The organism is Streptomyces sp. NBC_00341 (assembly GCF_041435055.1).
Classification (GTDB): Bacteria; Actinomycetota; Actinomycetes; order Streptomycetales; family Streptomycetaceae; genus Streptomyces.
The window spans coordinates 4,101,165-4,113,304 of record NZ_CP108002.1; the positions used below are offsets into that span (position 1 = coordinate 4,101,165).

Annotated in this window: 9 protein-coding genes, 1 tRNA gene and 1 pseudogene; 8 read left to right on the forward strand and 3 right to left on the reverse strand. The window is 64.3% G+C overall.

Going from position 1 to position 12,140, the window contains the following annotated elements:
* The first annotated feature begins 53 nt into the window (after positions 1-53).
* On the forward strand, positions 54-1,037 hold the full coding sequence (locus OG892_RS18450) for a Yip1 family protein (protein ID WP_371629716.1): 984 nt from the start codon (positions 54-56) through the stop codon (positions 1,035-1,037).
* 67 nt (positions 1,038-1,104) lie between these two features.
* On the opposite strand, the gene OG892_RS18455 is transcribed toward OG892_RS18450, so the two are convergent.
* Positions 1,105-1,605: a phosphoribosyltransferase gene (locus tag OG892_RS18455; RefSeq protein ID WP_073733491.1), complete on the reverse strand. Its 501-nt coding sequence runs from the start codon at positions 1,603-1,605 to the stop codon at positions 1,105-1,107.
* 6 nt (positions 1,606-1,611) lie between these two features.
* Positions 1,612-2,187 (reverse strand): dCTP deaminase, encoded by a 576-nt coding sequence (gene dcd / locus OG892_RS18460; RefSeq protein WP_073733490.1) that lies wholly within the window; start codon positions 2,185-2,187, stop codon positions 1,612-1,614.
* 488 nt (positions 2,188-2,675) lie between these two features.
* Between dcd and OG892_RS18465 the strand changes: the two genes are divergently transcribed.
* From OG892_RS18465 to OG892_RS18490, 6 genes are all read left to right on the forward strand, one after another.
* A tRNA-Gly gene (locus OG892_RS18465) sits at positions 2,676-2,749 on the forward strand.
* A gap of 306 nt (positions 2,750-3,055) precedes the next feature.
* Positions 3,056-4,285, forward strand: a complete 1,230-nt coding sequence (locus OG892_RS18470) for a helix-turn-helix domain-containing protein (RefSeq protein ID WP_371629717.1) — start codon at positions 3,056-3,058, stop codon at positions 4,283-4,285.
* A gap of 55 nt (positions 4,286-4,340) precedes the next feature.
* Complete coding sequence (locus OG892_RS18475; protein ID WP_371629718.1) at positions 4,341-4,700, forward strand: hypothetical protein; 360 nt, start codon at positions 4,341-4,343, stop codon at positions 4,698-4,700.
* Between the two features lie 406 nt (positions 4,701-5,106).
* Positions 5,107-5,994: an IS1380 family transposase gene (locus OG892_RS18480; protein WP_371631652.1), complete on the forward strand. Its 888-nt coding sequence runs from the start codon at positions 5,107-5,109 to the stop codon at positions 5,992-5,994.
* 425 nt (positions 5,995-6,419) lie between these two features.
* Complete coding sequence (locus OG892_RS18485) at positions 6,420-8,399, forward strand: site-specific DNA-methyltransferase (RefSeq protein WP_371629719.1); 1,980 nt, start codon at positions 6,420-6,422, stop codon at positions 8,397-8,399.
* Positions 8,400-8,407: 8 nt separating this feature from the next.
* Positions 8,408-11,005, forward strand: a complete 2,598-nt coding sequence (locus OG892_RS18490; RefSeq protein WP_371629720.1) for a DEAD/DEAH box helicase — start codon at positions 8,408-8,410, stop codon at positions 11,003-11,005.
* 94 nt (positions 11,006-11,099) lie between these two features.
* Here OG892_RS18490 and OG892_RS18495 read toward each other — a convergent pair.
* Positions 11,100-11,240: pseudogene (locus tag OG892_RS18495) on the reverse strand (site-specific integrase); the annotation flags it as partial.
* A gap of 208 nt (positions 11,241-11,448) precedes the next feature.
* Between OG892_RS18495 and OG892_RS18500 the strand changes: the two are divergent.
* Complete coding sequence (locus tag OG892_RS18500; protein ID WP_371629721.1) at positions 11,449-12,093, forward strand: transposase domain-containing protein; 645 nt, start codon at positions 11,449-11,451, stop codon at positions 12,091-12,093.
* Positions 12,094-12,140 lie beyond the last annotated feature (47 nt).

Genomic DNA, 12,140 nt, shown 5'->3' on the forward strand with positions numbered 1-12,140 from the left:
CAGTTCCCCCGCCCCTCCCACCGACCCCGGGCGGACCAGGTACGTTCGATTACGTGGCTGGATTCAGGATCGGACGCGGCCGGGACAACCGCACCCCGCAGCAAGCGCAGCAGCAACCGCGGCAGCAGCCGTACGGCAATCAGGCACCGCCGCCGTACGGACAGCAGCAATGGCCGCCGACGGGAGGAAACGGCACCCCGCACAACGGCGGTGGCTACCAGGGCGGCTACAACGGAGGCGGCCAGAACAACGGCGGCCACCAGGCCGGTGGCGGCTACCAGGGCAGTGGCGGGTACCAGGGCAGTGGCGGGTACCAGGGCAGTGGACCGGACGAGCCGGAGTACTTCGCCGATCCGTACCCCCAGCCGCACCCGCAGCAGGGTGGCGACCCGTACGCGAACAACCCGGGTCACACGCAGGCCTTCAGCATCAACGAGGACCCCTACGGCGACGGGAACACCTACCGCGCCGGTCAGGCCCCCGTCCAGCCGTCGGGCCCGCGCCTGCACTGGAAGCAGCTGCTGACCGGCATCGTGACGCGCCCCGCCCCGACGTTCTGGCAGATGCGCGACTACCCCGTCTGGGGCCCGGCGCTCATCGTCACGTTCCTCTACGGCCTGCTGGCGCTCTTCGGCTTCGACCAGGCCCGCGACGACGCGATCAACGCCCCGGTCGGCAACGCCATCCCCTACGTCATCATCACCGGCGCCGGCTTCGTGATCGGCGGCCTGGTGCTCGGCGCGGTGACCCACTCGCTCGCCCGCCAGCTGGGCGGCGACGGCGCCTGGCAGCCGACGGTGGGCCTCTCCATGCTGATCATGTCGATCACGGACGCCCCGCGCCTGATCTTCGCGCTGTTCCTGGGCGGCGAGAACTCCCTGGTCCAGATCCTCGGCTGGCTGACCTGGCTGGCGGCGGCGGCCCTGCTCACCTCGATGGTGAGCAAGTCCCACGACCTGCCGTGGCCGAAGGCGCTGGGCGCGAGCGCGATCCAGCTGATCGCGCTGGTGTCGATCCTCAAGCTGGGCACGATCTGACGGAGCGGAAAAGACCCCCGGGGCCGCCTGGCCCCGGGGGTCTTTCCATGTCCATCGCCATCGCAGCTCAGGCGTCCAGAACCTGCCCACTGCGCCGCACGACGGGCTTCTCCACGCTCCAGGGGAAGTTGATCCAGCGATCGGTCTTCTTCCACACGTACTCGCACTGCACGAGCGAGTGCGACTTCTCGTAGATGACGGCGGACCGCACCTCCGCGACATGATCGATGCAGAAGTCGCGCACCAGCTTCAGCGTCTTCCCGGTATCGGCGACGTCGTCGGCGATCAGGACCTTCTTGTCCGAGAAGTCGATGGCGTTCGGCACGGGCGCGAGCATGACGGGCATTTCGAGTGTGGTGCCCACCCCGGTATAGAACTCCACATTCACCAGGTGGATGTTCTTGCAGTCCAGCGCGTACGCCAGCCCGCCCGCGACGAACACCCCGCCGCGCGCGATGCTCAGCACCACATCCGGCTCGTACCCGTCATCGGCCACGGCCTGCGCCAGCTCCCGCACGGCGTGCCCGAAACCGTCGTACGTCAGATTCTCCCGCACGTCATCACTCACCCGGCATCACACCTGCGTCCGGTGGAAGTTCATAAAGGAACGCGACGCGGTGGGACCGCGCTGCCCCTGATACCGCGACCCGTACCGCTCGGAGCCGTACGGGAACTCCGACGGAGAGGTCAGCCGGAACATGCACAGCTGGCCGATCTTCATCCCCGGCCAGAGCTTGATCGGCAGCGTCGCCAGATTCGACAGCTCCAGCGTCACGTGCCCGGAGAACCCCGGATCGATGAACCCGGCCGTCGAATGCGTCACCAGCCCGAGCCGGCCGAGCGAACTCTTGCCCTCCAGCCGCGACGCGAGATCGTCGGGCAGCGAGATGACCTCGTACGTCGAGGCGAGCACGAACTCACCGGGGTGCAGGATGAACGCCTCGTCCCCGTCCGGCTCGACGGTACGGGTCAGATCGACCTGCTCGACGGCGGGATCGATATGCGGGTAGCGGTGATTCTCGAACACCCGGAAGTAGCGGTCGAGCCGCACATCGATACTCGACGGCTGCACCATCGACGTATCGAACGGATCAATACGTACGCGTCCGGCGTCGATCTCGGCCCGGATGTCCTTGTCTGAGAGAAGCACCCACCGAGGATACGCAGAACGCGCGGACCCACCCACATCGGGCCGCCCCGCGCGCCTGTCACCACGCTCCCAGAAGCCCTACCGCTCCTCGAACCCCACCGGCACGGCATGCCGCAACCGGGCGCAACGAGGACAGCGGATAAGCCGCCCGGGACCGATCCGCCCGGACCCGAGCTGCTGCATCGGGAACGAGGCGGTAGCGAAAACGTGCCCTTCGGCACAGCGGACGACGGTGCGTTCCATGGACTCCATCAAGTCCCTTCCCCATCAAGCCGTGGACGAGAAAGCCACATTAGGGGATGAACAGGACGCCACTCCACACGGCACTCCGACAACCCACGCTACGCCCCCAACTCCCGCCCCACCCACCCGCATCCACCCCGCACCACAACACCCTCCCGCCCCACCCACCACCTGGGCACACACATCGAGGGGCCCGCCATGGGGTACAGTGTGGGACGATGCATCGCTGGTCAGCCAGCGCGTACGCGGGTGTAGTTTAATGGTAGAACATGAGCTTCCCAAGCTCAGAGCGCGAGTTCGATTCTCGTCACCCGCTCCATGACGAAGGCCCTGGTCGGAGACCAGGGCCTGTTTGTTGCCTAGACCATTTTCAGAGCCCGTGCGATTCACGTGCCACCAGCGGCTGAACCGTCGCACCTGCCGGCCGGAGTGCGTGAACAGCGACTCGACCAGGTCGACACCGGCACAGGCCCCCGCGAGATAGAACCGGGCCGTGCGCCCGTCACCTCTCACCCGGCAGCTCGACACACGCGCAAGCCGCGTCATGGGTACCGTGCTGGAGACGAACTCTGTACGGACAGGCCGGCGATCGCGCCGGATCGTCCGGCGGCCGGGAGGTGTCCTGATGCTGGAGGAAGCCGAGGAGATCGGCAAGCGCGTACGCAGGGCGAGGCTGCGGTTGGGCATACCGCAGGCCGACCTGGCGACAGCCCTGGGGAAGTCGCAGGGCTGGGTGTCGAAGATGGAACGTGGCCTGATCGAGCTGGACCGGGTCGGGCTGCTCAACCAGGTGGCCGCGGAGTTGCACGTCCATCCGAACGACCTGATCGGGCGCCCGTACAGCAGCTCCCCCGACGACAACCAGTGGCAGGTTGCCGCCTCGTCGATCCTGCGCGAGCTGCGTCGCTACGACCTCGTCCCCGTCTTCGACGGGGCCCCGCGGCCCGCATCACAGCTGTGGAGTGAGGTGACCCGGCTTCACCGCCTGCGGGACACCGCTTCCAACGTGGCGATTCTCCGGGTTCTCCCAGACCTGTTCCGCGAGGCGCGCGCCCTGGCGGAGGAGTCGGAGGGGCACGAGCGGGAGGAGGCGTACGCCATCTACGCCGTGTGCTGCAAGTTCGCACACACCGCCGCCCACTCCCTCGGGCACCCCGAACTGGTCGCCATGGCCTGCGAGCGGGCCGCATGGTCAGCCAGGTTGTCGGGAGATCCGGTGCTGCCCGCCGTCGCCGACTGGATGAGGGTCTGGGACATGTGGGCGACGGCTGACTGGGCCGACGCTCTGACGCTCTCGGACAAGGCGATCACCTCAGTGGCGCAGGAGTACGACCGTGGCGAGCCGCTGGCCGTGCGGGCCTGGGGCACGCTGCAGCTGCGGGCTGCGGTATCCGCCGCCCGAGCCGGCCGCGCCTCGGAGGCCGAGGACCGGATCGGACACGCGAAGGCTGCTGCCGAACGCATGGACGCGTATGTCGGAGCACCGGTGTACGACCGGCATTCGCTGACGTTCTCCGCCGGGAACGTGCAGATCCACGCGATCAGCGTGGCTCTGGAAATGGGCGAGCAGGGCAAGGCACTGGAGATAGACCGCCGAACCAGCCCAGTACTGGTCGGGTCACTGCCCAACTCCCGTCAGGGACACCACCACATGGACGTCGCGCGCGCCTGGCTGTGGGACGGGAACCGGGGAAAGGCCCTGGCCGAGCTGGAGACGGCTGAGCGGATCGCGCCCCAGCTCGTACGGAACCACCCCATCGCCCGTTCGACGCTCCGCAGCATCGTCTACGCGGAACGAGCAGCCACGCGGGAGAAGCTGCGGCGCATGTCCGACCGCTTTCACCTGGACGGATAGGGGTCGTATTCCTCCGGCTCATATTCGAGGCTTGTCCTGTCCCTAACTTCAGGGCATGACGCGACGACGTTCTCCCCACCTCCCTTCCCAGGGAGCCGGGTTAGGTACGGCAGCTCCCTTCGCTCCCCGGCTCGGCGACCTCGCCACCGACAGCGCCCGCGAGGACCGCCTCGGGGTCGTGGTCGCCCTCCCTGGTGAGGGCTCCGCCACGACCTACCACCTGCGCCCGCCCGGGGGCGGGACCCAGTGGTCCGCGCCCGCCGACGGGACAACGCTCAGGCCCGTGCCGGTGAAGGCCACCCACGCCACGATGCTGGCCGGCCGGGACGCGGTCTACGACCCGAGAGCCCGGCAAGGTTCGGTTCCCGTCGAGTTCCACTTCGATGACGGCTCGACCCTCGGCGGCACCTCATGACCGGGGCTCGGCGCCGCCATGCCCGAAGCGCCGCGTCCAGAACCGCACGGTCCGACCACGGAGGCCGAATCGCGCTCACGTTCCTGGCCGTCGCCGGCCTGGTCGGCCCGGCCTGGGCACTGCGTGAGCACGCTGGCCCTCTCCTCGAAGGCGCTGGCCACCGGCCCTCCGCCGTCGCACCGGACGCGAGCCTGCCCTCCGACCGCTGAGGCCGTTCCCGGCGTCCGGACCGCCTGCCCGTGCTCGGCCGCCGGAGCCTCCCACGCTGCTCTCTCGTCGAGCGGCGCTGAAGAACCGTCCCGCTCAGCGCGGCTTCGGCTGCCCGGAGCGGGACGGCCTGCACCTCGTCAGCCATCTGGAACATCCACGCGTGATTCTCCAGGGAGGGATCGTGGACATCCCGTACATCGTCATCGACCAGCTCGTCCCCGACCAGCAGCAGGTCTGGAAGACGTACTTCGGATCCGGGGAACCGGTGGCCGCGCTGCTGCGGCCCGGCAACGCGGGCTCCAACACCGCCGACGATCACATCACCACCACCCGGCTCGCCCTGGCCCAACTCCCCACACGCCTGCGGCGGGGCCGGCAGACACTGATCCGCACCGACTCCGCCGGCGGCACCCACGCCTTCCTCGACTGGCTCACCCGACCGGGCCGGTGGCTGTCGTATTCCGTCGGAATGACCATCACCGACACCATCCACCAGGCCGTCCTGAAGATCCCGAAGAAGGGCTGGACACCGGCCTACGACGCCGACGGCACCGAGCGGGTGGGCGCCTGGGTCGCGGAGATCACCGACATGCCCGACCTCAGCACCTGGCCGAAGGGGATGCGGCTGATCGTGCGCAAGGAACGCCCGCACCCCGGAGCCCAGTTGCACTTCACCGACCTCGACGGACTGCGGCTGACCTGCTTCGCGACCAACGCCAAGGGCGGCCAGCTCGCCGACCTCGAACTGCGTCACCGCCGCCGGGCCCGCTGCGAGGACCGCATCCGAAACGCCCGCGACACCGGCCTGCGCAACCTGCCCCTGCACGACACCGCCCAGAACCGGATCTGGCTGGAGATCGTCTCCCTCGCTCTCGACCTCCTCGCCTGGATGCCCATGCTCGCCCTGACCGGCCAAACCCGCCGCTGGGAACCCCAGAAGCTCCGCCTGCGACTGCTCTCCGCCGCCGCACAGCTCGTCACCACCGGCCGCCGCCAATGGCTCCGCTTCACGGCCCGATGGCCCTGGACCCACGAGATCACCCGGGCAATCGACCAGCTCAACGCCTTGCCGAACCCCGGCTGACCAGCCACACCGACCGCCCCGACAAACCGCACCACCAGACCGGGAGAGTGGAACCCGGCGCCCACCCGACGCGACGGCCGGGCCCTCGACCTGCCCCAGCCCCAAAAAGACCGCACCCCGCAAACACAGAGTCCCCGTCAGCACACCTACAAGGACTCATGAACGATCGAGGCTAGCCAGCCACTTTGGCGCGAGCCTCGAAGATCATGGCCCCAACATCGTGCTTTACCGGGCAGGTCCACAGACTGCCCGACGCGCGAGTACGGGGCCATGATCACTCGCGCCAATGTCGTTCACCGACCGCAGATGCAACGGCCTGCACACCATCACGCTGGGATCGCGCGTGCCGGTCAGGTGCGCCGACTCGACTTGCTTCTTGCCGCCCTCGGCGTTTCCTGTTGGCAACAGCGTCTAGGCTCTGGGTCGTGGCCCGACTCGACACGCTCATAGAGCAGATCAGCGATCCGAACTTGCGTGCCCAGATTCAGCGTGAGGTCGCTGAACTGGAGAGCCGACGCACCTTCGGCCTTGTCTTCGAAAAGCACCTACCAGAAGCCATCCGGTTGCGTGACGTTCCCATCCGACTGGGTTCCACGGTCATGTTCCAGGACCGCGAGGACGACTCCGTATGGCAGCTCACTGCTCTTTCCAAAGGAATTGCAACCCTACGGAACGATGAAGGTAATGAGACCAAGGCCCCCCTCGCCGACCTGACAACGGCGAGAGTCTTCGGTGAGCCGGTGTATCCGGGGTTGCTCCCCTCTGAAACTGTGGAGCGTGGCGGCCGTAAGCCTCACCACCTCGTAATAAATGGAGAGAACCATCACGTACTACAGGCCTTGCGCTATACGCACGTAGGCAAGATTGACTGCATCTACGTCGATCCCCCCTATAACACCGGTGGCGACTTTACCTATAACGACAAGTACGTCGGAAGGGATGACCGTTACCGGCACTCCAAGTGGCTTTCCTTTATGGAGAAGCGACTCCGTCTCGCCCGAGATCTGTTGAGGCAGACCGGTGTGATCATCATTGCAATCGACGACAACGAGCAAGCCCATCTCCGGCTTCTCATGGACCAGGTTTTTAGTGAGGCAAACTTCCTTGCATCGGCAACGTGGATCGGGTCGAGCAAGAACGATGCACGGTTCACCTCCGGCGGACTCGACTACATGCTCATCTACGGCAGGTCTCGTGACGCTTTGATCGACTCTGACGCTCGCTGGAGTCAGACAAAAAAGGGGTATGACCTCGCAATTGAGACAGCGAAGCAGGCTTGGGAGGAAGCTGCCGACGACCCGGTCGAAGCGACACGCCTTTATCGCTCAAAAGTGCGCGGCAAAAAGGCTGAGATGGAGAAGGGAGTTGCCCGGTACAACGAGATTGACGAAACCGGTCGACTGTACTTTCGAGCCGACCTTAGCAGCCCGAACCCCAGGCCGAACCTAATGTACGACCTCCCACACCCGGTGACAGGTTTGCCCGTTCGCATGCCGAAAAATGGTTGGGTCTACTCTCCTACCACCATGACGGAAAAGTTGACTGCGGGACGCATCCTTTTTGGCGAAGATCACACCACAGGCGCGTACTACAAGCGTTATCTCGACGAGGTCGAAGGACAATCGCTGAGACCGCTCATTGACGTCGACCGTCGCGCGTCTTCGCTGGAGCTCGCCCGCCTGCTCGGAGAAAAGCGCTTCCAGTTCCCGAAAGACACTAACGTCCTGTCCGAATGGATCGGGGCAGTCACAATGCGCGACCCAAATGCCGTAGTCCTCGACTTCTTCGGCGGATCGGGATCCACATGCGAGGCCGTCTTGGGCATGAATGCGCAGGACGATGGGAACCGGCAGTGTCTGCTGGTAACAAATAACGAGGTTGATTCGAAGACCGCCAAGCAGCTGGCTTCCGAGGGTCTCAAACCCGGGGATCCTGAGTGGGAGGCACGCGGAATTTTCGAGTATGTAACCAAGCCGCGCATCAAAACGGTTGTAAAGGGCGTCCGTGATGACGGATCTGCGTACTCCGAAGGCGTAGAGGCGAACGTCAGCTTTCTAGACCTGACGTACCTGGACCGAACCAGCGTCGAGAGGGGACGAGCCTTCGAACGGATTGCACATCTCCTGTGGGTCCAGGCGGGCGCACGAGGCGCCGTAATCGCCTCGGAATGTGACACCTTCTCCGTACCTGGGGACGCCAATTACGGAGTCCTGTTCGATACCGATCACTGGGACGGATTCGTTGCAGCGGTGAGGGGACGTACGGATATCACTCACGCATATATTGTCACCGACTCCGACGCCGCGTTCAACCATGTCGAGCGAAGCCTACCCGACACGGTAAGGGTGACCAGACTCTACGAGGATTACCTATCCTCCTTCGAGATCAACATTGGGGGCAACTAATTATGTCAATGACCCTGCTGGGCTATCAGGAAGCTGCCCTAGCCGATGTCACTAAGCGCATTCGCCGTGCCGTCACAGACTTCCGCGAGGACGGTGACCGCACGGCTATCTCCCTGTCCGCGCCAACTGGATCAGGCAAAACAATCATGGCCGCCGCAGTGATCGAGCAGTTGATGTTCGGTGGGGGAGGCCACGCAGGAAATCCACGTTTGTCTGTGCTCTGGGTGTCGGACAACCCGAGCCTGAATGAGCAAACGCGGGATAAGTTCATGCGGTTCTCTTCTCGTTTCACTATCGACCGACTACCAGTCATTGGCGACGAGGATCCACTGAACGCTCCCTCGATGGAGAGCGGAAAAATCTACTTCCTCAATACCCAGAAGCTGGGCGCTGGTGCCACGACCTTTCAGAAGGGTGATGGGCGCGATTTCAGTCTGTGGGACGCCATCAACGGCACGGGAAAGGATCTCGGTACTAATTTCCTCCTTGTAATCGATGAGGCCCACCGCGGTACCGGAAAGCCGGCGCGCGGCGGCAATACTCTTCTGGGCCGCCTAGTCAAGGGCGACAAAGACCTGCCCCACCCTGCCCCAGTCGTCCTGGGCATTTCTGCAACACCGGACCGATTTGTCAATCTAGTCGGCTCCTCCATGTCGATGCGCTACATTGGTGTGGATATCGACCTGGTGCGCGAGTCCGGCCTGGTCAAAGACAAGGTGGTAATCGCCCACCCTACCGACGCCCAAATCGCTGACGCAACACTGTTGGAATGGGCCGCTCAAAAACGGCAAGATATGACCCAGTCTTGGGGGCAGTACACAGAGGCTGAGGGACTAGCAGCGGTTGAACCGGTTCTGCTCGTGCAGATTCCCGCCGCCGAGTCCGAGGTTCGCATTGAACGCCTGATTGACACTCTCGTAGCCTCGGACAGGTCGCTGCGAAGTGACCATTTTGTACATGCCCTGGAAACGCACCGAGCGCAGGAATTTGGCAAGCACACAATTCGATGGATCGAACCCTCAAAAATTCAGGAGACTGCCGGGATCAAGGTCGTTCTTTTTAAGGAAGCCCTGACTACCGGATGGGACTGCCCCCGCGCCGAGGTGCTGATCTCGCTGCGCGGCGCCGAGGACGACACCTACATCACCCAACTACTCGGCCGAATGGTCCGCACACCTTTGGCACAACGCGTCGAGACCATGGATGCTCTAAACCAGGTGTGGGTATACCTGCCTCACTTCAATAAAGAAACGGTTCAACGGGTTGTGGACCGCCTGAAGAGCGGCGACGACGTAATCCCCTCCGACGTCGAAATCAACCCCGTAGCGCTGCAACGTAATCCACTGGTTTCAAAGGACGTCCGTGACGCTGTTTGGACCGTCTTCGCTGACTTCCCGACAAATACTCGCCCAACTAAGACTGCGCGCAGCAACGTCGACCGGGCCACCACTCTCGGCCTGATTCTCGCAGGTCACGGCGTTTCAGGAGTTGGGTCCAAGACGGTACGCAAAGCCATCACGGATGCGCTCATCTCTTACATGGAACGGGACGACATTGTCGAGTCGATTGATGCGGCAGTCAAAGACTACGAGTCAATTTCTTTTACAACCCTGTCGGTCGACTGGATGACTGGCGAGGTGGTCAGTACCGCCGAGGGCACCCGAGCCGTATCTGCCGCAAACGTCGTCGACTTGTTCAACGCAGCCAAGCGGAAGCTGCCCGGCGGAGCCGCGATCTGGCTATGGGACCGCCTCTGCGACACGCGATTCCCTGACGATCCAGATCGGGCACGTCTTTACACGGCTGCCGTCGCCTTCCATTCCGATTCCGTTAAAACAGTCGAACAGACCGCGCAAAACTTGTTCACCAACTGGTATAAGCATGGCAAGAGCAAGCTGTTGGGTGACCGTGAGGCCCTCGCGCAGGCCAATCTGCTACTGGCGCAGTCTCGAGCCTCTGAACCCACTACGATCACACGACCCGACCAAGCCACGGTCAGGAATGCCGATTGCTGGTGGCCCAAACACCTGCTGTCGGCCAAAGCAGGACAGATCTCCGATTCGGAGACCGACGAGACCTATCCGACGGACATGTACCCGTGGGAACCGTCGAATTCCTGGGAGCAACGCGTCCTCGAGACAGAACTAGACCGCAATACGATAGTCGCTTGGTACCGCAACCCGGCTGGCGGCACACAGGCCATCGGCGTCCCGTGGGGCGAGGTTGGCAAGCAGCGGGTGATGTACCCCGACTTCGTCTTCTTCCGGCAGGAGGAAAACATAATCGTCGTGGATATCGTCGACCCTCATCGACCGGACTTGGGGGACACCGTCCCGAAATGGGCCGCGCTGTCCGCTTGGGCGAAAGAGCTCAACGACGGCAAGTTCGACCTCACTGGGACGTTGGAAACGATGGAGCGACGTCACGGCCTGGCAAGGGTGTGGGCCGTGATAGATGACGGTCAGGGCGGTCTCCAGTACGTTGACCTCTTGGAAAACCCTGTGCGACAAGCGTTCGCTGACCTGGCATCGCAAGGAAAGAATAGTGAGGACGACATCCGCTCGGTGTTCGACAAATACGGAGCCGATTATCTGAGTGCAGCTTGATCAGAGCTCCGAACGTCGGACAGGCGGCACGGCTCCCAACGCCGCCTGCCTAGCCGGACGCCGCGCTGCGAGATTCGGAGCCACGGGCTTAGGCCGTCATCACGGACCAAGTCGTCAGGGTGTGCCCGGCGTGACGAAGATCGTAGAAGCGAAAGCCGTCAGGAAGGCCCACCTTCGAGCGAGCCGCGCGCCACTTTCGCTCGAAGGTGGAACGGCGGAACGGCTTGCCCTTCTCTCTCCCCCCGTTACCTTTTTCATGGCCCCGCAATGGGGCGCCTGGCCCCCGGGTCCGGTATGGCTGTGTGCCCCCTGTCGTACGGATGACAATGCCGTTGCTTTTACGGGGGCCGGGCGGTTGACGTGGTGTGCTGATATCGCGTCTGGAGCGGCTGGGGTTGGGAGTCCTGACCCGGTCGTGTCCGCCTGAGTTGGTGGACCGGGTGGTGGATGAATCGGGGTGCTCGGAGAAGCCTCGGCGTCTGTTGTCGGCCCGGATCACGGTGTACTTCGTGCTGGCAATGTGCGTGTTTCCGCAGGCCGACTACCTGGAGGTCCTGCGGCTGGTGAAGACCGGCGACAAGGGGCTGCGGTCCTGGTCCGGGGTGAACAAGTCGTCGCTGACCAGGGCCCGGCAGCGGCTCGGCTGGCCGGTGCTGCGGGAACTGTTCCGTCCCGTGGCCCGGCCGCTCGGCACTGACCATGAGCTGTTCCGGGGGCTTCGGGTGCTGGCCCTGGACGGGATGCTGCTGGCGGTGCCTGACTCCGCGGGCAACAACGACGCCTTCGGCAAGTCCGGCTCTCAGCGCAGTCCCATGGGATATCCGCAGGCCAGAGTGGTCGCGGTGGCCGAGGGTTCCTCCCATGCCGTACTGGATGCCGCGATCGGCGGGTTCAAGGACTCCGAGCGCATCGTCTCCGATGCTCTGGACGCCCATGTCGGAGACGGCACGTTGTTGCTGGCCGACCGGGGTCTGTGGGGTCTGGCCCGCTGGCACCGGCTGAGGAACCAGGGCACGCACCTGCTCTGGCGGATCGAGCGGCGCAAGGCCCGCCGGGTCCAGGACGTCCTGCCCGACGCAGCTACCTAGCCCGGATCGAAGCGAACAAGCACAGCAAGGCAGCCGGGACGGTCAAG

What these genes read in the sequence shown, in the direction of transcription:
- OG892_RS18490 (WP_371629720.1), top strand. Translation starts at nt 8,408, where the DNA reads ATGACCCTGCTGGGCTATCAGGAAGCTGCCCTAGCCGATGTCACTAAG.
- OG892_RS18470 (WP_371629717.1), top strand. Translation starts at nt 3,056, where the DNA reads ATGCTGGAGGAAGCCGAGGAGATCGGCAAGCGCGTACGCAGGGCGAGG.
- OG892_RS18475 (WP_371629718.1), top strand. Translation starts at nt 4,341, where the DNA reads ATGACGCGACGACGTTCTCCCCACCTCCCTTCCCAGGGAGCCGGGTTA.